Source organism: Spirillospora sp. NBC_01491 (assembly GCF_036227065.1).
Classification (GTDB): domain Bacteria; phylum Actinomycetota; class Actinomycetes; order Streptosporangiales; family Streptosporangiaceae; genus Spirillospora; species Spirillospora xylanilytica.
Genome location: NZ_CP109432.1, coordinates 7,807,945 through 7,828,814, shown reverse-complemented (window position 1 = coordinate 7,828,814; position 20,870 = coordinate 7,807,945). Strand labels below are relative to the sequence as shown.

The window sequence follows — 20,870 nt, the reverse complement described above, 5'->3', positions numbered from 1 at the left end:
CCGGAGGGCCGGGGGCCATTTCGCGACACATCGTGTTTGCGATGATGGATGATGGGGGCGTGAACCTTCCAGAACCCCCTTCACCGTCCGAACCGGAGACCCCGGCCGCGGCTCCGGCCGAAGGCCCGTCCGGGGCCGCCGCGCTGCGTGCGTCGGACGCCGACCGGGACCGGGTGTCCGACACCCTCCGCGAGGCCCTCGCGGAGGGCCGCATCACCCCGGAGGAGCACGCCGAGCGCATCGACGCGGTCTACCGGGCCAAGACCTACAGCGAACTCGAACCGCTGCTGAGCGACCTGCCCGGCGCCGGTGACGCCGTCCCGGGCGCCCCGAAGGTCCGGCTCCGCAAGGACGAGCCCGCGCTGCCGCACCCGGCCCCGCAGTCGACCGCGATCGTGGCGGTCTTCGGGGCGGCCGAGCGCAAGGGCCGCTGGCTGGTCGAGCCGCAGACGACCATCACGTGCGTCTTCGGCGGCGTGGAACTGGACCTGCGGCAGGCGGTGCTCACGCAGCGGGAGGTCGGCCTCACCATCAGCTGCGTCTTCGGCGGCGTCGAGATCACCGTCCCGCCCGGCGTCCGGGTGGTCAACTCCAGCGTCGCGGTCTTCGGCGGGCACAGCCTGCCCGACGACGACCCGCTGGAGCCCGACGCCCCGGTGATCAAGCTGTCCGGGATGGTGCTGTTCGGCGGCGTCAACGTCACCCGCCGCGAGCCCGACGCGCCCCGGCCCGACCGCCGGGCCGCGCACACCGAGCATGTCCGGGGGATCCGCGACTCGCACCGCAGGCACCTTGAGGACCTGCGGCACGACCGCCGCGAACAGCGCCGGTCACCTCGCGACCACTGACCGGCGCCCGGCGGGCGCCGGTCCGGTGCGCGGACGCGTGAACGCCGCGCGGCCGTGACCACCGGGGATCCGGGATCACGGCCGCGTCGAGCGGGTCGGGCCGGTGGTCAGTCGCGGGCCCGCTCGCGGTCGGGCTGGCAGACCAGGCACGGGGTGCAGCCGCGGGCCTTGGCCTCGGCGCGGGACAGTGCCTCGAGGTCGTCGGCGTCGTCGCCGATGTCCTCGATCAGCGCGCAGTCGGTGCGGTGGTAGCGCTTGGTGCCGCTCAGGATGCGCACCTGCGGGCCCTCGTCGTCGGCCTCGCCCGCGTCGTCGGCCGGGGCGTCGTCGGCCTCCTTGGCCGGGGCGTCGCCGCCGGCGTCGGGCGTGCCGTCGTCCGGACCGGATCCGGACATCTCGGCGGGCTCGTCGCCGTCGCTCGCGGCCGGGCCGGTACCGGCCGCCGGGGACACCGTCGCCTCGGACCCCATCGCCTCGGACCCCGTGGTGCCGGACTCCGTGCTGCCGGACTCGGCGGCGCCGGACTCGCCCGACTCGCGCGGACGCGGGGCCGCCGGCGAGGCCGTGCCCTCATCGCCCGGCGGGTCGTCTCCGAACCCTCCGGACGACGCGGACGCGGCCGTGGCGACGCGTTCGCCCGCCGGACGGGTTCCAGGCTCGGTCTCGGCCTTCTCCGCCGTCTCCGTGGCGGCAGGGGCGTCCGCTCCGGCGGCCGGGGTCGCCGCCGCGTCGCCCGCGACGGGCAGGTCGGCCAGCTTTGGCTTCGCCGCCGGGGACCCTCCGGGGAGACCCCACACCGACGGCAGCGCGTCGGACCCGCCGGGCTCGGCGCCGGATTCCACCGGCGCGGACGACGGCGACGCCTCGGACCCGGCGGACCGGGAGCCGTCCGGCCCCTCGGTCCCGGACGGCTTCACCGAGCCGGGCTCGACGGACGTGAACGGCGAGGTGATGGTCGAATCGGCGGACGCGGGCGGGATGCCGCCCTTCTCGTCCGCCCCGGGCCGGCCGCCCTCGAACTCCGCGGTCGTGCCGGGCCCGGTGGGGCGCGCCGGGGCGGGCTTGGCCAGCCCGGCCAGGCCGCCGGCGGCCGAACCGGACCGCTCGGCGGAACGTTCGGAGGCAAGCCCGGCGGGCCGCTCCCCGGAACGCTGAGCGGGTCGCTCGCCGGAACGCTGGGCGGGTCGCTCGCCGGAACGCTGGGCGGGGCGCTCGGAGCCGCTCCCGGCCACCGCTCCGGCCGCCGCCTTGGCGGGTGCCGCCGGGACCGCGACCGCGGCGCGCGCCGCCAGTGCGGTGTCGGGCAGGCAGGCGGTGCAGGAGCTGAAGCCCTCTTCCTTGGCCTCGGCGTAGGTCAGTTCTTCGGTTTCCCGCCCGGCGAGTTGCCGGCAGGTGTCCAGGTGGTAACGCTTGCGTCCCCGTACGACGTGCACCAGCGCGTCCTCGGGGACGTCGGCCGGCGGGGCGGGGATCTCGACCTCGTCGTCGGCCGCTTCGGCGGCGTCCCTCGTGCCGTCGGCGGACCTGGCGCGTGCGGCGGCGACGGCCGCGCGCTCGGCCTTCTTGGTCTTCTTCTTGGTCTTGCGGGCGGCGCCGGAGGACGTCGCGCCCGGGCCCCAGAGGTCTCGGCGGCGCAGGAACACCCCGATGGCCAGGCACAGTGCGGACACGATGCTGACGGCGATCGAAATGTAGATCACCACCAGCGCGTCCAGGCCGAACACCTGCGCGCTGTCTCCGTTGCCGGCGACGATTCCCGCGACCAGCAGTGCGATCGCCGCCACCACGAGGACGCCACTCAGGATGATCACAGGGTCTCTCCCCCTCTACAAGCCGCATGCCCCCAGGCCGTCGTCCCGGCTCGGAGGTCACCGCCGACGCTTCCGAAACGGCGCCGGGATGGCGGCGGTGCCATCCGCGGCGCGGCGATCGGAGAAGACACTATCGCCTGCGGGGCGGGCCTTAGCGCCTCTCGTGCGGCGGGGTGTCGCCGACGTGGAACGCGCCGGTGGCCGAGTGCTGAACCTGCTGCGCGTGCTGCACCGGCTCGGCGGGCGGCGGGAAGGGCGAGGGGCCGGTGGGGACGCCCTGGCCAGAGAGGCCGTTGCGGTTCTCGGGGGCGTGGGGAAGCGCGTTCTGGGGGCCGGTCGGGGGGCCTGACTGCTGTCCGACGGGCTGGCCGATGGGCTGCTGCTGACCGCCGGACTGCATGGAGCCGCCGGGGACGGCCGGGAAACCGCCGGTCTCGGTGCTGCCCGCCTCGAGGTCGCGGAGCTGGCCCTCGAGGTAGACCTTCAGCCGGCTGCGGTACTCGCGCTCGAACGCGCGCAGGTTGTCGACCTCGCGCTCGAGCTCCTCGCGCTGCTGCACGAGCGATCCCATCACCTGGCGGTGCCGCTCCTGCGCGTCGCGGTCGAGGGCCTCGGCGCGGGACCGGGCCTCGCTGACGATCTGGTCGGCCTGCCGGCGGGCCTTGCCGAGGATCTCCTCGGCCTCGCGGCGGGCGCGGCCCAGCGTCTCGTCGGCCTCGCGGCGGGCGTCGGCGATCGCCTGGTCGGCGGTCTGCTGCGCCAGCGCGAGCACGCGCGCCGCGGTGTCCATGTTGTCCTCGCCGGTCGGGGCGGCGGACATGCCGAGGCCGCCGAGGGCCGGCTCGGGCTCGGGCTTGGGCTGCGGCTCGGGCCGGGGGGGCTCGGGGATCTGGGCGACGTCGGGCTTGGGCTCCACGATGGGCGCGGCCATGGCGGGGACCTTGCCGCGCAGGCACTCGGCCAGCTTCGCGCGCAGCTCCTCGTTCTCCTGGATGAGACGGTCGAGCTCTCCCTCGACATCGTCGAGGAAGGCGTCCACCTCCTCCTCGTCGTAACCCGGCCTCAGCCTGGTCGTACTGAACTGCTTGTTCCGCACATCTGCGGGTGTCAGCGGCATGTTCGTCTCCTTGGCGCGCTTGGAGTCTGTCCCGAAGGACGGTATCCGATCAGAGCCTCTGCACGAAGATGATCATTACCCAGACCACAAGGATGAGGACCGTGAAACTGAGGTCCAACGCCACGTTACCCAGACGTATCGGCGGGATGAAACGCCTCAGCAGTTTCAGTGGCGGGTCGGTGATGGTGTACGTCGCCTCCGCGATCACCAGCACCACTCCAGTGGGCTTCCATGACCGGGCGAACGACTGCAGGACTTCGAGGATCAACCTCCCGATCAGGAAGAGGAGGAAGATGTAGAGCAGTGCGCTCAGCACGGATCCAACGATTGTCACGGACACTCTCGCATGTGGCTGTCAGCTTTGGTTGAAGAACCCTCGTTCTGCCATCCGGGCCTTGTCCTCGGCCGTCACCTCCACGTTGGCCGGTGACAGCAGGAACACCTTGTTGGTAACACGCTCGATGCTCCCGTGCAGTCCGAACACGAGACCCGCCGCGAAGTCGACCAGACGCTTGGCGTCGCTGTCCACCATCTCGGTCAGATTCATGATCACCGGGGTGCCCTCACGGAAGTGCTCCCCGATGGTCCTGGCCTCGTTGTAGGTTCTGGGGTGCAGCGTAGTGATACGCGCAAGGTCGGTGGTACCCGACTCGTAGAGCGCCACGGAGCGTCGCTCGGTGGCGGACGCTGCGTGATGATCAAGATCGCCGTCCGCGGTCTCCTCACCTCCGGTAAGCTGACCGGCGGATTCGTCGTCGCGACGCCGTCCCTGGCCGGGATCGGCCTCCTCGTCGTACGGGTCGTACTCGTCATAGTCGTCGTACTTGGCGTTGTAACGGTCGTCCTCCACGAGGCCGAGGTAGACCGCCATCTTGCGCATCGCGCTGGCCATACGTCCCTCCGTCGTCCTGTGGCCGCGGCACCCGGCGCGTCGGCGCCGCCGTCGGACTCTCCGTCAGTGCGACCTGCCGTTTCAGCAGGTACCACTGGGGGGACATTACCTGACGATTGCCCGCCGGCCGCCGAGCAACGCCGTACCGATCCGCAGGTGTGTCGCGCCACACGCGATCGCCTGTTCCAGATCGCCGCTCATCCCGGCCGACAGCACACCGGCCCCCGGGTGCGCCGCGCGCACCGATTCGGCGACCTGCGCGAGACGTTCGAAGGCGGGCAGCGGGTCGGCGTCCAGCGGCGCGACCGCCATCACCCCGCCGAGTTCCAGACCCTCCGCAGCGGCGATCGCGTCGGCGAGTCCGAGCGCGTCGGCGGGCGCGGCGCCGCCGCGGCCCCCCACCGCGCCGGGCCCGTCCGGGCCGTCCGGGTCGTCCAGCGAGACCTGCACCAGGCAGCGCACCGTGCGCCCGGCCCGCTCGGCCGCCGACGACAGCGCGGTGACCAGCCTCGGGCGGTCGACGGACTGGACGACGGCGGCGTAGCCGGTCACGGCCCGCGCCTTGTTGGTCTGAAGGCGTCCGACGAAGTGCCAGGTGAGCGGGAGGTCGGCGGTCTCGGCTGCCTTGGGCCGGGCCTCCTGGTCGCGGTTCTCGGCGACGTCGGTGAGGCCGAGCCCGGCGAGCAGGCGCACGTCGGAGGCCGGGAAGGTCTTGGTCACCGCGACCAGCGTGACGCCGGCGGGGTCCCGTCCGGCCGCGGCGCAGGCGGCGGCGACGCGCTCGCGGACGTCGGCGAGGTTGGCGGCGAGCTCGTCGCGCCGCGCGCCGGGGGCGGCGGCGTCTTCGTGGTTCATCAGGAGGTTTCCTTGAGCCAAACGTGGCCGGCGAAGCGGCCGGTGCGGCCGTCGCGGCGGTAGGAGAAGAGTCCGGGGGTCTCGATGGTGCACCGGGGGTCGATCCGGACGTCGGTGACGCCGCCGCCGGCGAGCTGCCCGGCGATCCCGGCGCGGAGGTCCAGGCCAGGGGTGCCCTTGCGGGTGGTGGCGTGCGCGGCGGGGACGGCGGCGGCGACCTCGTCGCGCATCCCGGCCGGCACCTCGTAGCAGCCGCCGCAGGCCGCGGGGCCGATGGCCGCGGCGACACGGGCGGGGTCGGCGCCGTGCTCGCACATCAGCTTCAGCAGGGCGGGGACGACACCGGCGGCCGTGCCCGGACGGCCCGAGTGCGCGGCGCCGACGACGCCCGCCACCGGATCGGCGAGCAGGACCGGCGCGCAGTCGGCGACCAGCACCGCCAGGACCAGCCCGGGAACGGTCGTGACGATCGCGTCCACCGGGGGGATCTCGGCGCCCGCGGTGACGAAGGCCACCTCGGCGCCGTGGACCTGCCGCATCCATACGGTGCGGCCCGGGTCGACGCCCAGCCCGGCCGCGGCGCGGGCCCGGTTGTCCCGGACCGAGGCGGGGTCGTCGCCGACCGCGCCGCCCAGGTTGAGCGAGTCGAAGGGGGCGGTGCTCACGCCGCCGGCGCGTCCGGTGAACCCGGCGCCGACGCCGTCGCCCAGGGTGACGCTCGTGATCACTTGAGGAAGTCGGGCACGTCGAGGTCGTCGTCCTCGTCGAACACCACCGGGCGGCGGCGCTGCCCGGTGGACGGGCCGCTCTCGCCCTCGCCGGCGTGCACCCGCGAGGGAGCCGTCTCGCCCGGCGCCCGGGGCGCGGGCGGGCGGGGCGCGGAATCGCCGGGACCCGGTGCGCCGCCCTCGCGGCCGACGGACGCGGCGGGCTGCGGGACCGGCGACACGGGCGGGCCCTCGGCCCGGACCGCCTCGTCGCGCGGCGCGGCGCCACGGCCCGGGCCGCGGTCGTCGGAGCCCGGCCCGCCGGGCTGCGGGCGCTCGGCCTCGGGACGGTGCGGGAGGCCGGGCTGCGCCGCGGCGGCCTGGGCCACCGACTGCTGCGGCCCGGTCGAGCCGACCGGCTCGGTGCGGCCGACCCGGCTCGGGATCGGGTTGAGCGACGCGGGCGGCGGGGGCGGGCTCGCGGGCGGCGGCGGGGTCGGCCGCGGCGGCGGCGGGACCCTCTTGGCCTCGGGTTCAGGGGCCGGCTTCTCGGGTCGGCCCTCGTCAAAACCCGCCGCGATCACCGTGACCCGGACCTCGTCGCCGAGCGCGTCGTCGATGACCGCGCCGAAGATGATGTTGGCGTCCGTCGCGGCGGCGTTGGACACCAACTGCGCCGCCTCGTTGATCTCGAACAGGCCGAGGTCGGAGCCGCCGGAGATGGACAGCAGCACGCCGTGCGCGCCGTCGATGCTGGCCTCCAGCAGCGGACTGGAGATCGCCATCTCGGCGGCGGCCACCGAGCGGTCGTCGCCGCGCGCCGAGCCGATGCCCATCAGCGCGGACCCGGCGCCGGACATGACCGACTTCACGTCGGCGAAGTCCAGGTTGATCAGGCCCGGCGTGGTGATCAGGTCGGTGATGCCCTGGACACCGGACAGCAGCACCTGGTCGGCGGCCTTGAACGCGTCCAGCACGCTGACCTGGCGGTCGGAGATCGACAGCAGCCGGTCGTTGGGGATCACGATGAGGGTGTCGACCTCGTCGCGCAGTGTCTCTATTCCCGCCTCGGCCTGCATCGCGCGGCGCTTGCCCTCGAAGCTGAACGGGCGGGTCACCACCCCGATGGTGAGGGCGCCGAGGGACCGGGCGATGTTGGCCACCACGGGGGCGCCGCCGGTGCCGGTGCCACCGCCCTCGCCCGCGGTCACGAACACCATGTCCGCACCCTTGAGGACCTCCTCGATCTCCTCGCGGTGGTCCTCGGCGGCCTTGCGGCCCACGTCCGGGTTGGCCCCGGCGCCGAGCCCGCGGGTGAGCTCGCGGCCCACGTCGAGCTTGACGTCGGCGTCACTCATCAGCAGCGCCTGGGCGTCCGTGTTGATAGCGATGAATTCGACGCCCTTGAGTCCCTCTTCGATCATCCGGTTGACGGCGTTGACGCCGCCGCCGCCGATTCCGACGACCTTGATGACCGCGAGGTAATTCTGCGGTGCTGCCACGACGAGGGGCCTTTCCGCTCGCTCTATCCGACCGGCCGGACCGGTCTGCCGACCAGTGCCGCTGCGGTGTACCTGACCTGGGTGTGCTTATGGCGGGAATCGGGGCGGTACGGACCACCCTCAACCCTCACCCTCAACTTGAGGCTTACAGTTATGTCAACCTGAGGACTGATACGGACAGTAGGGCGGCCTTACCGTCAGGGTCAACTAACCTGCCCTGAACTGAATCGGCGTGTCGCGAGAGCACCAGTTGCCCTGGTTGGCGCTGGAACATCTCCCCTACACCACTCCGCTCGGCCCGCCGCCCGCCCGATCCGGGCCGACCGTTCAAGCGTGCCTCATCGGGCGGCCGGAATCCCCGCGACACACGCACCGGATCGGACCGAATGGACGTTCTTCCCCGGCGCCCCTCTCGAGGCCGCCACCGGAAGAACGTCCGGACCGTCCCGCCCGTGCCCGAGGACGGTGCCGCGCGGTGGCGCGCCGGAGCGCGGGTCACTGCGTGGTGACGACCTCGGGTGAACTCACGTCGATGGTACGGGCTGCGCGCCCCGCCGCCGTACGCTGCAACGCGTCGAGCAGCCGGATCTTCTCCGCGGACCGTTCGGCGGGCCCCCAGACCACGGTCAGGTCGCCCGACAGCCGCAGGGTCACCGACTCCGGGCTGGACGCCTCGACCTCGCTCAGCCGCCGGTGCAGGCGTCCGGGCAGGTCGGTGAGCACGCGCAGCGCCGCGAGGGTCGCCGGGTCGGACGGTCCCGGGGACGTGACGGTCAGCACCGGGAGGCCCGCCGGGCGGGCCGTGCCGTCGGCGACGGTGACGCCGTGCCGGTCGAGCCGGTGGTAGCGCCCGCCGCGTTCCACCATGACCAGGGGGACGCGGTCGCGCACCACGATCCGGACCGTCGCCGGCCAGTGCCGCTCGACCTCCGCCGACTCGACCTCGCGCAGCCGCTCCACCCGGCCGCGGATCTCGTCCGTGTCGAGCCGCGCCATCGGCAGCCCGAGCCGTATCCCGGCCGCGGCCACCACCTGGTCGCGGGACGCCAGCCGGGTGCCCGACACCTCGACCTCGCGCACCACCAGCAGCCGCGACCCGAGCAGGACCCAGGTCACCGTGCCGAGCACCGCCACCACCAGCAGGGTGACGAACACCACCTTCCAGCGGTCGCGCGCGCGGCGCCCCGCGGACGGCCGGTGGCCGCCGTCCCGGTCGCCGGACGGCGCGACCTCGCCGGTCGCGGTCCGGCTCGTGCCCGCCTCCGTCATGGGTCCAGCTTGGCAGTGATCACGGCGGGCGCGGAGCGCCCACGCCCGGCGCCGCTCAGGAGGCGGCCAGCCGCTCCAGGATCAGCGGGCCCAGCCGGGTCACGTCGCCCGCGCCGAGCGTGACGACCACGTCGCCGGGACGGGCGAGCCCGGCCGCCGCCGCGGGCACCTCGTCCCAGACGGGCACGTACACCGAGTCGGTGGCGGCGGGGATCCGCTCGGCGACCAGGGAGCCGTCCACCCCGGGCTCGGGGTCCTCCCGCGCGCCGTAGACGTCGAGCACCACCGCCGCGTCGGCCAGCCCGAGGGCCGCGCCGAACTCGGCCGCGAAGAACCGGGTGCGGCTGTAGAGGTGCGGTTGGAAGACCGCGACGAGGCGGCCCCCGCCGGCCAGGTCGCGGATGGCCTCCAGGTCGGCGCCGACCTCGGTGGGATGGTGCGCGTAGCTGTCGAAGACACGGACCCCGCCCGCCTCGCCCTTGAGCTCCAGCCGGCGCATCGCCCCGCCGAAGGCGGCCAGCCCCGCGCGGACGGCGGACAGGTCGACCTCGAGGGCCTGCGCGACCGCGACGACGGCGGCGGCGTTGAGCGCGTTGTGCCGTCCCGGGACGTTCAGCGTCACCTCGCCGACCCCGTCGATCTCGAACCGCGAGCCGAGCCCGTCGGGGGCGAAACCGGTGACCCGCAGGTCTGCGCCGGGTGCCCGCCCGTAGGTGCGGACGGTCAGGCCGCGCGCGCGGGCGCGCTCGGCCAGCTCCATCGCGACCGCGTCGTCGGCGCCCGCCACCAGCGTGCCGCCCGGCTCGATCCGGTCGACGAACCGGGCGAAGTTCTCCTTCACCATCTCGAAACCGCCGTAATTGTCGAGATGGTCGGCCTCGACGTTGGTGACGACCGCGATGTCGGGCGCGTACATCAGGAACGAGCCGTCGCTCTCGTCGGCCTCGGCCACGAACGCCTCGCCCTTGCCCTCGTCGGCGCCGAGCCCGGTGGTGACGAGCTGGCCGCCGATGCAGTAGGACGGGTCGGCGCCGGCGTGCTGCAACGCCACCGTCAGCATCGAGGTGGTGGTGGTCTTGCCGTGCGTGCCGGCCACCGCGACGCCGCGCCGGCCGGCCATCAGCGCGGCCAGCGCGGCCGAGCGGTGCAGCACCCGCAGCCCGCGCTCGCGGGCGGCGACCAGTTCCGGGTTGGCATCGCGGATCGCGGTGGAGACCACCACCGTGTCGGCGTCGCCCACGTGCGCGGCGTCGTGGCCCACGTGGACCTCGGCGCCCAGCCCGGCGAGCTGGCCGAGCAGGTCGGAGTCGCGGGCGTCACTGCCCGACACCGCGATGCCGCGCTTGAGCATGATGCGGGCGATGCCGGACATGCCCGCCCCGCCGATCGCGATGAAGTGGACCTTGCCGAGCTCGCCGGCCGGCACGACCTCAGCAGGACTGATCAGACTCATCGGGTGGCGCTCGTCCCCTCGCTCGCCCCGTGCGGCACGACCGCCGCGCGCGGTGCCGGACGGGCGGCCCGGCTCACTGGCGGCCCGCCGCGCGGACCACGTCGTACACCATCTGGGCCAGGGCCACGTCGGCGTCGCGGCGGCCCATCCGGCCGGCCGCCTCCGACATGTGCGCCACCCGGCCCGGGTCGGCGAGCACCGGCAGCAGGTGCTGCCCGATCCACTCGGGGGTCAGCTCGGCGTCGTCGACCAGCAGGCCGCCGCCGCCCTGCACGATCGGCTCGGCGTTGAACCGCTGCTCGCCGTTGCCGATCGGCAGCGGCACGTACACCGCGGGCAGCGCCACCGCGGCCAGCTCGGCGCAGGTCATCGCGCCGGCGCGGCACATCGCCATGTCGGCGGCGGCGTAGGCCAGGTCCATCCGGTCACAGTAGGGGATGGTGACGTACTGGGGGCCGCCCGCGACCGTGTCGGGCTCCTCGGTGTTCTTGGGTCCGACGATGTGCAGCACCTGGATGCCGGCCTGCCGGAACGCCGGCGCGGCGGCCACCGCGGCCCGGTTGAGCGACCGGGCGCCCTGCGACCCGCCGAAGATCAGCAGGGTGGGCAGGTCGGGCAGCAGCCCGAAGTAGGACCTGGCCTTGTCGCCCATCGCGAGCCGGTCGAGCGTGGCGACCTCGCGGCGCAGCGGGATGCCGACGAACGTGGCGTTCGGCAGCGGCGAGTCGACGTGCGAGACCGCGACGTGGTCGGTGAACCGGGAGCCGAGCTTGTTGGCCAGGCCGGGCTTCGGGTTGGCCTCGTGCACGATGATCGGCACCTTGCGCTTGCGCGCCGCCAGGTAGCCGGGGGTGGCGACGTAGCCGCCGAACCCGACCAGGACGTCGGCCTGCGCCTGGTCCAGGACCGAGGCGGCGGCGTTGATCGCCCCGCGCAGCCGGCCGGGGACCGACAGCAGCCGGGGGGTCAGCGTCCGCGGCAGCGGCACCGGCGGGATCAGGGCGAGCTCGTAGCCCCGCGCCGGGACCAGCCGGGTCTCCAGGCCCCGTTCGGTGCCGAGGCAGGTGATCCCGACACCGGGGTCGTTGCGGCGCAGCGCGTCGGCCAGTGCCAGGGCGGGCTCGATGTGTCCGGCGGTGCCGCCGCCGGCCAGGACAACCCTCATGCTCGTTGACATCTCCTCAGCGTGTTCGTCGGTGCGGTGCCGCGGACCCCGCGGCCCGTGCCGCGCGTCCGCGCGGTCGACGGGCGCCAGGCCGTCCGGCACCCCGGAGGGGGGCTCAACGTCGTGCCAGGCCCAGCCAGCTTAGAGCCCGCAGGACCGGTCCGGGGCCGCGTGCGGCCAGCGCCTGCCTGGCGCCCGGCTCGCGTTTGGCGAAAGCGAGCATCATGCCGAGCGCGATCAAGGTGGGGATCAGCGCCGAGCCACCGTAGGAGACCAGCGGCAACGGGATGCCTGTGATGGGAAGCACACCGATGACCGCGCCGATGTTCACGATCGCCTGCACCACCACCCAGGCGGTGGCGCCGGTCGCGGCGAGCCGGGTGAACGGGTCCTTGACCCGGCGGGCGATCCGCAGCCCGGCGTAGGCCAGCAGCCCGAACAGGCCGAGCACCACCAGCGTGCCGACCAGCCCGAACTCCTCCCCGACGATCGCGAAGATGAAGTCGGTGTCGGCGTGCGGCAGGAAGTCCCACTTGGCCCTCCCCTCCCCAAGCCCGGTGCCGAACCAGCCGCCCGAGGCCACCGCGAACAGCCCCTGGGTGCCCTGGTAGTTGGTGGTGAGCTGGTTGCCCGTCGGGTCGAGGAAGCCGGTGAGCCGCTCCAACCGGTACGGCTTCGCGACGATGAGGATCGACACCAGCAGGCACACCAGCCCGACGATGCCGATGAACAGGCGTCCGGGCGCGCCGACCACCCACAGCAGCGCCAGGAAGATGGTGAGCAGCACCAGCGTGGTACCGAGGTCGTTGCCGAGCATCACCAGCAGCACCAGCAGGCTGGCGCCCGGCAGCAGCGGGACCAGCAGCGGGCGCCATTCGGTGAGCTGGCCGAGCCGTTCCTTGCGGGCCAGCAGGTCGGCGCCCCACAGCACCAGGGCGAGCTTGGCCGGCTCGGACGGCTGGATCTGGAGCGGGCCGAGGCTGATCCAGCGGGTCGCGCCGCCCGCGCTGCGGCCGAGGCCGGGCACCAGCACCAGGGCCAGCACCACCACCGACAGCAGCAGCAGCGGGTAGGCCAGGGCGCGGAAGGTCTTCACCGGGAGCCGGGAGGCCAGCCACATCCCGGGCAGCCCGATCGCCATCCACATCGCCTGCTTCTGGAACAGGGCGTAGGCCGAGCCGGTCGCCTGGAGCTGCTTGACGCTGGACGCCGACAGCACCATGGTCAGCCCGAGCGCGAGCAGCATCACCGAGCAGCCGAGCACCAGGTAGTAGGAGGTGAGCGGGCGGTCGAGCAGCCCGATCGCGGCGACCACCTGCTCGCGCGGCCCGGACCGCCTCGGCTGCGGCTCCTCGGCCGGTGCGGCGGTCGTCATCGCTACCGCGGGCTCGGGGAGTCGTCCCCAGTGCCGGACGGCCCCGGCGCGGCCAGGCGCCGCACCGCCGCCATGAACGCGTCGCCGCGGGCCGGATAGTTCGCGAACATGTCGAAGGAGGCCCCGACGGGGGCGAGCAGCACGGTGTCGCCCGGGCGGGCGAGGCCGGCGGCGTGGCTGACGACGCGGTCCATGGCCCCAGTGTCGGTGTCCGCCATGTCCACGACCGGGACATCCGGCGCGTGTCGCGCGAGTGCCTCCGCGATCCGCTGCCGGTCGCGGCCCATCAGCACCACGCCGCGGAGCCGGGCGGCGCAGGAGGCGACCAGGTCGTCGACGTCCAGGCCCTTCAGCAGGCCGCCCGCGATCCACACGACGGGATCGTAGGCGGCCAGCGACGCGGCGGCGGCGTGCGGCTGGGTGGCCTTGGAGTCGTTGACGTAGGCCACACCCCCGATGTCGGCGACGTGCTGGATGCGGTGCGGGTCGGGCACGAAGGCCCGCAGCCCCTCGCGCACCGCCTCGGACGGCACCCCGAACGCGCGCGCCAGCGCCGCCGCGGCGAGCGCGTTGGCGACATTGTGGGGCGCGAACGGGCGCACGTCCTCCAGCGCGGCCAGCTCGGCGGCCTCGTTCCGCGGGTCGGCGGTCAGCGCCCGGTCGACCAGCAGGCCCTCGACGACGCCGAGCAGCCCAGGGGCCGGGGTGGCGAGGGTGAAGCCGACACGGCGCGCGGACCCCTCCGACAGCGCCGCCGCGGCCGGGTCGTCGGCGTTGTAGACGGCGATCGTGCCGGGCGCGTAGACCTTGGCCTTGGCGCCGACGTAGGCGTCCATGGTGCCGTGCCAGTCGAGGTGGTCGGGCGCGATGTTGAGCACCGCCGCGGCGAACGGCACCAGGCTGCTCGACCAGTGCAGCTGGTAGCTGGACAGCTCGACCGCCAGCACGTCGTAGGGTCCCCGCCCGTCCGCGGACGGGCCGCCCCCGGTCCCGGCGGTGACCGCCTCCACGATCGGCGTGCCGACGTTGCCGACCGCGAGGGCGCGGTGCCCGGCGGCGGTGAGCATGGACGCCAGCATCCGGACGACCGTGGTCTTGCCGTCGGTCCCGGTGATCGCCAGCCACGGCGCCGCGCCCTCGGGACGCAGCCGCCAGGCCAGCTCGACCTCGCCGAGGATCTCGACGCCGGCGCCGGCCGCCGCGGCCAGGAGCGGGACGTCCGGCCGCCACCCCGGGGACGTGACGACCAGCCGCGTCCCGGCGGGGAGGGTGTCGCCGTCGCCGAGCCGCACGGTCACACCGAGGGCCGCCAGCCCGGCGGCGTGCTCGCGGGTGGCCGCGTCGTCGCGCGCGTCGACGATCGTGACGCGGGCGCCCCGTCCGGCCAGGGCGCGGGCGGCGGCGCGGCCGGAGACGCCCAGGCCGGCCACGCAGACCTCGAGTCCGGCCCACTGGTCGCCGTTCACTTCTTGGGCATCCATTCCAGGTAGAACAGGCCGAGGCCGATCGCGGTGAACAGCGCCGACATCAGCCAGAACCGCACGACGATGGTGGTCTCGGCCCAGCCGGACAGCTCGAAGTGGTGCTGGAGCGGCGCCATCTTGAACACCCGTTTGCGGGTCATCTTGAACCCGCCGACCTGGATCACCACCGACAGGGTGATCATCACGATCAGCCCGCAGAGGACCGCCAGCAGGAACTGGGTGCGGGTGAGGATGGCCAGGCCGACCAGCACGCCGCCGAGGGCCAGCGAGCCGGTGTCGCCCATGAAGATCTTGGCGGGCGGGGCGTTCCACCACAGGAACCCGAACACGCCGCCGAGGACCGCCGCGGCGACCACGGCGAGGTCGAGCGGGTCGCGGACGCTGTAGCAGTTGGGGGCCAGCGCGAAGTCGTAGCAGCTGTTGCGGAGCTGCCAGTTGCCGATGATCACGTACGCGGCGAGCACCATGCCGGCCGGGCCGGCGGCCAGGCCGTCCAGCCCGTCGGTGAGGTTCACCCCGTTGGACATCGCCGCGATCAGCAGCAGCGCCCACACCACGAACAGGTACGGGCCGATCGAGGGGCCGAAGTCGCGCAGGAAGGACAGATGCGGGGAGGCGGGGGTGATGTCGTACCCGTTGGGGAAGTTCAGCGACGCGATCGCGAAGATCACGCCGACCAGGATGATGCCGATCATCTTGGCGCCGCTGCGCAGCCCCAGGCTGCGCTGCTTGAACACCTTGATGTAGTCGTCGACGAATCCGACGAACCCGAGGCCGGTCATCAGGAACAGCACCAGCAGGCCCGACACCGTCGGCACGTTCGTCGTGACCAGGTGCGCCACCGCGTACCCGACCAGCGACCCGACGATGAAGACCGTGCCGCCCATGGTGGGGGTGCCGCGCTTGTTGAGATGCGCCTCCGGGCCCTCCTCGCGGATCATCTGGCCGTAGCCGAGCCGGTTGACCACCCGGATCCAGAACGGGGTGCCGACCATCACGAAGACCAGGGCCACCCCGGCGGCGATGATGATGTTGGTCATGCCGGGTCACCTCCGAGGATCCCCTCGGCGACCCGTTCCAGCCCTGCGACGCGAGAGCCCTTCACCAGCACGACGTCCTGCGGCCGGAGCCGCTCTCTGAGCGCGGTTACCGCCGCGCCGACGTCATCCACCTGTACGCACTCTCCCGTCCATGACCCCACCTGCCCGGCCCCATCGGCCATCGGCGCCGCGTTGGCGCCGACCACCACGAGGCCGGCGATCCCGCTGCGCGCGACATGCTGCCCGATCTTGACATGTTCCGCCACAGAGGAGGCACCGAGCTCGGCCATCTCGCCGAGCACCGCGTAGGCGCGGCGCCCCCTGGCCATGTGCCCGAGGACGTCGAGCGCGGCCCGCGTCGACTCGGGATTGGCGTTGTAGGCGTCGTTGACCACCGTCACGCCGTCCGGCCGCTCGGTGACCTCCATCCGCCACCGGCTGGCCGGGCGCGCCCGGCACAGGCCCGCGGCGATCTCGTCCAGGCCGAGCCCCGCCGCGCGCGCCGCGGCGGCGGCGGCCAGCGCGTTGACGACCGCGTGCGAGCCGTGCAGGCCGAGCTCGACCTGCGCCGTCCCCTCCGGGGTGACCAGGGAGAACCTGGGCCGTCCCGCGTCGTCCAGCCGCTCGCCCTCGGCCCGGACGATCGCGTCCGGCGACCGGCCGAACGTGACGATCTCGGCGGGCGTGCGGGCCGCCATGGCCAGCACCAGCGGGTCGTCGGCGTTCAGGACGGCGGTGCCCTCGCGCGGCACCGCCTCGGCCAGCTCGCCCTTCGCGCGCGCCACCGCCTCCTGGCTGCCGAACTCGCCGATGTGCGCGGTGCCCACGTTGAGGACCACCCCGACGCGGGGGCGCGCGATGCCGGCGAGGTAGGCGATGTGACCGATGCCACGCGCGCCCATCTCCAGCACCAGGTACCGGGTGCCGGCGTCGGCGCGCAGCACGGTCAGCGGCAGCCCGATCTCGTTGTTGAACGAGCCGACCGGCGCGACGGTCGGCGCCGCCGCGCCGACGAGCTGCGCGATGAGGTCCTTGGTGGAGGTCTTGCCGGCCGAACCGGTGACCGCGATGACGGCGGCGTCCGGCAGCCGGGCCAGGACGCCGCGGGCCAGCAGCCCGAGGCCCTCCTGGGCGTCGCCGACCACCACGGCCGCGCCGGGCGGCCCCGGGGGCCCGCCGGGCTCGTCCGGGAGCGTCTCGACGGGCCGTTCGGCGAGTACCCCGGCGGCGCCCGCGGCGAGCGCGGCGGCGGCGAAGTCGTGCCCGTCGGCGTGCTCGCCGCGCAGTGCCACGAACAGCGCGCCGGGTTCGGCCGCGCGGGAGTCGATGATCACGGGGCCGCTCACCACGGCGTCCGGACGGCCTCCGCGCAGCACCCCGCCGGTGATCTCCGCGATCGCCGACAGCGGTAGTGGGATCACGCCTGCGTCCCGTCCCCTCTCACGTTCCGCCCGGTCAGCGCCTCGCGCACGACCTCGCGGTCATCGAACCAGAACACCTCGCCGGCCACGTACTGCCCCTGCTCGTGGCCCTTGCCCGCGACCAGGACGACATCGCCGCGGCGGGCCCGGCCGATCGCCAGCCCGATCGCGGCGGCGCGGTCGGGTTCGACCACGATGTGCGCGCGCTGCGGCTGCGGCACCTTGAGCCCGCCCTCGACCATAGCGGCGAGGATGCACAGGGGGTCCTCGGACCGCGGGTTGTCGTCGGTGAAATACGCCATGTCGGCCAGCCGCGCGGCGGCCTCGCCCATCAGCGGGCGCTTGCCGCGGTCGCGGTCGCCGCCGCAGCCGAGCACCACCGCCAGCCGGCCCTCGGTGACCGGGCGCAGCGCGGTGAGCACCGCCTCCAGCGCGCCGGGCTTGTGCGAGTAGTCGACCAGGGTGACGAACTCCTGGCCCTCGTCCACCCGCTCCAGCCGCCCGGGCACGCCCGGCAGCGCGGCGACGCCGTGCACCGCGGTGGGCAGCCCGATGCCCGCCTCGACCAGCGCCACGATCGCCGAGAGCGCGTTGGCCACGTTGAACGGCCCGGTGAGCTGCACCGCCCCGTCGGCCTCGATGCCGCCGGGGCCGACGACGCGGAAGACGCTGCCGTCGGCGCCCACCCGGACGTCCTCGGCCCGCCAGTCGGCGGCCGGGTCGCCGGTGGCCGAGAACGTCGTGGTCGGCACCGTGGCGATCTCCAGGAGCTCCCGGCCGTAGTGGTCGTCCAGGTTGATCACGCCGACCCGGCTGTACTCCGGCGTGAACAGCCGGGCCTTGGCCAGGAAGTAGTCCCGCATCGTCGGGTGGTAGTCCAGGTGGTCCTGGGACAGGTTGGTGAAGATCGCCACGTCGTAGTGCGCGCCGCCGACCCGGCCCTGGGCCAGCGCGTGGCTGGAGACCTCCATCGCGCCGGCTCCGATGCCGCGCTCCCGCATCATCGCGAAGATCGCGTGCAGGTCGGTGGCCTCGGGCGTGGTCAGCGCGCTCGGCAGCCGGGTGTCGCCGATGCGCATCTCCACCGTGCCGACCACGCCGGTGTCGATCCCGGCGGCGCGGAGCCCGGCCTCCAGCAGGTACACGGTGGTGGTCTTGCCGCTGGTGCCGGTGACCCCGATGAGGGTCAGGTCGCGGGCGGGCTCCCCGTACACCCAGGCGGCGGCGTCGCCGAGGCTCGCCCGCGCGTCCTGCACGACCAGGACGGGCAGGCCGGTGGCCGAGGCGTCCTCGTACCCCGCGACGTCGGTCAGGATCGCCGCCGCGCCCGCCTCGGCGGCCTGCGCGGCGAACCGCGCGCCGTGCACGCGGGTGCCGGGCAGCGCGGCGTACAGGTCGCCGGGCCGCACCGCGCGCGAGTCGTGGGTGATCCCCGAGACCGCCGCCTCCTCGCCCGGCGCGGCGTGCTCGCTCCACTCGATGCCGAGGAGCGCCGCGAGCCCGTTCAGCGGACGGGCCTGGTTCGTCGTCGGGCGCATGGCGTTTCTTTCGGTGCGGGTGGAACGGGATTGGTGGTGCACGGAAGCTGGACTCACGGCGAGTGAGGGTACTCGCTGCGGTCAGTCCCGGGCGTGGATCTTGACGATCGGCGATTTGCTCCCCGTCGGCGGGATCTTGCGGGTCTGCAACGCGAAGCTCATCACGTCCCGGAAGACCGGGGCCGCCGCCTCGCCACCATAGTGGCTGCCCCGCTTGGGATCCTGCAGGACGACCTGGACGACGAGCCGCGGATTGTCGGCCGGCGCGAACCCGGCGAACGAGGCGGTGAAGCCGCCGCCCTTGTAGCAGCCGCAGCGCGGGTTCAGGTTCTCGGCGGTTCCGGTCTTGCCGGCCACCCGGTAGCCGGGGATCTGCGCCAGCGGCGCGGTCCCCTCGTTGGTGGTGACGCCCTCCAGCATGTCGCTGATCTGCCGGGCCGTCCCGGCGCTGATCACCTGCTTGGTGGCCGGCGCGGCGGCCGGGGTGAACGAGCCGTCGCCGGCGGTCGTGCCGGCGATGAGGTTCGGCATGACGCGCACGCCGCCGTTGGCGATCGTGGCGTACACGCTGGCCATCTGGAGCGCGTTCACCGAGACCGACTGCCCGAACGCGATCGCGTAGCGGTCGGTGCCCGACCACTTGTCGGGCGGTTGGAGCTGCCCGGCCGTCTCGGCGGGCAGGCCGACGCCGGTCGGCTGCCCGAACCCGAAGTCGCGCAGGAACTGGTAGAGCGTCTCCTTGCTGATGCTGTCGCTGGCCTTGATGGTGCCGACGTTGCTGGAGGTGGCCAGCACCCCCGCGAACGTCAGGTGCTGCACCTCGTGCGGGTGCGAATCGTTGAAGACCCGGTCGGCCTTCCCGATCCGGTCGGGGACGGTGAAGGGCGTGTCGGGGCGCACCCCGCCCTTCTCCATCACCGCGGCGGCTGTGACGACCTTGCCGGTGCTGCCCGGCTCGTACGCCTCCTGCACCAGCGGGCTGCCCCACCGCTCGGGCGGCGATTTGCCGAACTGGTTCGGGTCGTAGCCCGGGGCCGAGGCCATCGCGAGGAGCTGGCCGCTGCGCGGGTCCATCACCACCACGCTGCCGCCGCGCGCGCCGCGCTTCTTGACCTGCTGCTCGATCGCCTGCTGCGCCTTGAACTGGATGTCGCGCATCAGGGTGAGCCGCAGCCCGCGGCCGGGCACCGGGGGCCGCTTCTGGTCCTCGCCGAGCGGGATGTGCTGCCCCTCGGGGCTGATCTCGACGCGCTGCTTGCCGTCCCGGCCGGCGAGCTGGTCGTTCAGCGCCGACTCCAGCCCGGCGCCGCCCTCGCCCTGCTTGTTGACGAACCCGACGACGCCCGCGGCGAGCGAGTCGTTGGGGTACTGCCGGCGGTACTCGGGCTCGGTGCCGATGCCGAGGAACTTCCACGCGGTGACCAGCCGGGCCTGCGCCGGGCTGATGCCGTGCGCGAGGTAGACGAACTGCGTGCCGGGGGTGCTGATCACCTTCATCACGTAGGCCGGGTCCAGGCCGAGGGTCGGCGCCAGCGCGTTGACGATCGCCTGCCGCTTGTCCGCCTTGATCACGTGCGGGTCGGCGAAGACCGACCGCGCCTCCACCGTCATCGCGAGGGGGTTGCCCTGCGCGTCGGTGATGTCGCCGCGGACCGCGGGCAGGGTGATGTCCTTGAGCCGCTGTTCCATCGCCTTCGCGCTGTACTTGTCGGACTCGATCGTCTGGAGCTGGACGAGCCGTCCGGCGAACAGCGACAGCACGAACGCGACGACCAGCAGTGTGACATTGAGCCGCTTGAGCGGGTCGCGGCGGTGGAACGGGACGCGGGGGCGCGGAGGGCGCGGCTTGCGCGGCGGGGGCCGCCGGGACGGCCCCGAGCCGGTGCCGGGCCCGCGCGGGCCGCCGGGACGGGCCGCGGCGGCGTCGCCGCGGCGGGTCTTCGGCGGCGCGGTCATGCCCGACGCCGCCCGGCGGGAGCGCTCGCCGCCCTTGGCCTTGGCGTCCTTCTTCCCGGACTCCTTGGCCTTGGCCGCGGGCTTCGCGGCCTTCACAGGCTTCGCGGGCTTCGCGGACTTCGCGGGCTTCGGGGCGGCCGGTTTCCCGGCGGTGGTCTCCTTGGTGTCCTTGCCCTTGGCCGGCTTGCCGGTCGCGCCCCCCTTGGCGCCCTTCCCCCGCTGCGGGGGGACGGCGCCACCACGGGCCGGTCGCCGGGCGGTGCTGCCGCCCGGCGACCGTGGAGGGTTGCCCGTTTTACGCCCGGACGCGCGCGCCGCGCCCGGGCCGCTCTTCTCTTCCGGCCCCGCCGTCCCGCGGGGACCGCGTCCCTGGCCGCCGCGCTTCGGGCCCGTGGGCGGCCCGCCGGGCCCGCGTCCAGGACGCTTGGTCACGATGC

Annotated in this window: 17 protein-coding genes; 1 reads left to right on the top strand and 16 read right to left on the bottom strand. The window is 74.0% G+C overall.

All coding sequences use genetic code 11. The features are described from left to right. Positions 1 to 59: 59 nt before the first annotated feature. The gene (locus OHA34_RS36370; RefSeq protein ID WP_329520149.1) at positions 60 to 848 is read left to right on the top strand and encodes a DUF1707 SHOCT-like domain-containing protein; all 789 of its coding nucleotides are present in this window, start codon (positions 60 to 62) and stop codon (positions 846 to 848) included. A 107-nt stretch (positions 849 to 955) separates the two neighbouring features. Here the strand turns inward: OHA34_RS36370 and OHA34_RS36365 are convergent, their stop codons facing one another. From OHA34_RS36365 to OHA34_RS36290, 16 genes are all read right to left on the bottom strand, one after another. Then, positions 956 to 2,659, bottom strand: coding sequence for a hypothetical protein (locus tag OHA34_RS36365; protein WP_329520148.1), 1,704 nt, complete (start codon positions 2,657 to 2,659; stop codon positions 956 to 958). A gap of 151 nt (positions 2,660 to 2,810) precedes the next feature. Further along, positions 2,811 to 3,776 carry a DivIVA domain-containing protein gene (locus OHA34_RS36360; protein WP_285936770.1) on the bottom strand — a complete coding sequence of 322 codons (966 nt, stop codon included), beginning with the start codon at positions 3,774 to 3,776 and terminating at the stop codon, positions 2,811 to 2,813. A 49-nt stretch (positions 3,777 to 3,825) separates the two neighbouring features. Then, positions 3,826 to 4,110 carry a YggT family protein gene (locus OHA34_RS36355; protein ID WP_285938546.1) on the bottom strand — a complete coding sequence of 95 codons (285 nt, stop codon included), beginning with the start codon at positions 4,108 to 4,110 and terminating at the stop codon, positions 3,826 to 3,828. A gap of 21 nt (positions 4,111 to 4,131) precedes the next feature. Next, positions 4,132 to 4,668: a cell division protein SepF gene (locus OHA34_RS36350; RefSeq protein ID WP_285936771.1), complete on the bottom strand. Its 537-nt coding sequence runs from the start codon at positions 4,666 to 4,668 to the stop codon at positions 4,132 to 4,134. Positions 4,669 to 4,773: 105 nt separating this feature from the next. Next, entirely contained in the window at positions 4,774 to 5,523 is a 750-nt protein-coding gene (locus OHA34_RS36345) for a YggS family pyridoxal phosphate-dependent enzyme (RefSeq protein WP_285936772.1), read from the bottom strand. Continuing rightward, a complete protein-coding gene (pgeF, locus tag OHA34_RS36340; RefSeq protein WP_329520147.1) occupies positions 5,523 to 6,251 on the bottom strand; it encodes a peptidoglycan editing factor PgeF in 729 nt (242 codons plus the stop codon). Before pgeF ends, OHA34_RS36345 begins: the two co-directional genes overlap by 1 nt. Beyond that, a complete protein-coding gene (gene ftsZ, locus OHA34_RS36335; protein WP_329520146.1) occupies positions 6,248 to 7,732 on the bottom strand; it encodes a cell division protein FtsZ in 1,485 nt (494 codons plus the stop codon). Before ftsZ ends, pgeF begins: the two co-directional genes overlap by 4 nt. Positions 7,733 to 8,227: 495 nt before the next feature. After that, positions 8,228 to 9,001: a cell division protein FtsQ/DivIB gene (locus tag OHA34_RS36330; RefSeq protein WP_329520145.1), complete on the bottom strand. Its 774-nt coding sequence runs from the start codon at positions 8,999 to 9,001 to the stop codon at positions 8,228 to 8,230. A 55-nt stretch (positions 9,002 to 9,056) separates the two neighbouring features. Next, the gene (gene murC, locus OHA34_RS36325; RefSeq protein ID WP_285936776.1) at positions 9,057 to 10,454 is read right to left on the bottom strand and encodes a UDP-N-acetylmuramate--L-alanine ligase; all 1,398 of its coding nucleotides are present in this window, start codon (positions 10,452 to 10,454) and stop codon (positions 9,057 to 9,059) included. Between the two features lie 73 nt (positions 10,455 to 10,527). Continuing rightward, on the bottom strand, positions 10,528 to 11,619 hold the full coding sequence (gene murG / locus OHA34_RS36320; protein ID WP_329520144.1) for an undecaprenyldiphospho-muramoylpentapeptide beta-N-acetylglucosaminyltransferase: 1,092 nt from the start codon (positions 11,617 to 11,619) through the stop codon (positions 10,528 to 10,530). A gap of 115 nt (positions 11,620 to 11,734) precedes the next feature. Next, on the bottom strand, positions 11,735 to 12,994 hold the full coding sequence (ftsW, locus tag OHA34_RS36315) for a putative lipid II flippase FtsW (RefSeq protein WP_285936778.1): 1,260 nt from the start codon (positions 12,992 to 12,994) through the stop codon (positions 11,735 to 11,737). Between the two features lie 2 nt (positions 12,995 to 12,996). Further along, positions 12,997 to 14,475 (bottom strand): UDP-N-acetylmuramoyl-L-alanine--D-glutamate ligase, encoded by a 1,479-nt coding sequence (gene murD / locus OHA34_RS36310; protein ID WP_329520143.1) that lies wholly within the window; start codon positions 14,473 to 14,475, stop codon positions 12,997 to 12,999. Further along, positions 14,457 to 15,518 carry a phospho-N-acetylmuramoyl-pentapeptide-transferase gene (gene mraY / locus OHA34_RS36305; RefSeq protein ID WP_285936780.1) on the bottom strand — a complete coding sequence of 354 codons (1,062 nt, stop codon included), beginning with the start codon at positions 15,516 to 15,518 and terminating at the stop codon, positions 14,457 to 14,459. Before mraY ends, murD begins: the two co-directional genes overlap by 19 nt. Then, positions 15,515 to 16,939: a UDP-N-acetylmuramoyl-tripeptide--D-alanyl-D-alanine ligase gene (locus OHA34_RS36300; protein ID WP_329520142.1), complete on the bottom strand. Its 1,425-nt coding sequence runs from the start codon at positions 16,937 to 16,939 to the stop codon at positions 15,515 to 15,517. Before OHA34_RS36300 ends, mraY begins: the two co-directional genes overlap by 4 nt. Continuing rightward, on the bottom strand, positions 16,936 to 18,477 hold the full coding sequence (locus OHA34_RS36295) for a UDP-N-acetylmuramoyl-L-alanyl-D-glutamate--2,6-diaminopimelate ligase (RefSeq protein WP_285936782.1): 1,542 nt from the start codon (positions 18,475 to 18,477) through the stop codon (positions 16,936 to 16,938). The genes OHA34_RS36300 and OHA34_RS36295 overlap by 4 nt, the downstream gene beginning before the upstream one ends. Positions 18,478 to 18,558: 81 nt before the next feature. Beyond that, positions 18,559 to 20,865: a peptidoglycan D,D-transpeptidase FtsI family protein gene (locus OHA34_RS36290; RefSeq protein WP_329520141.1), complete on the bottom strand. Its 2,307-nt coding sequence runs from the start codon at positions 20,863 to 20,865 to the stop codon at positions 18,559 to 18,561. Between the last annotated feature and the right edge of the window lie 5 nt (positions 20,866 to 20,870).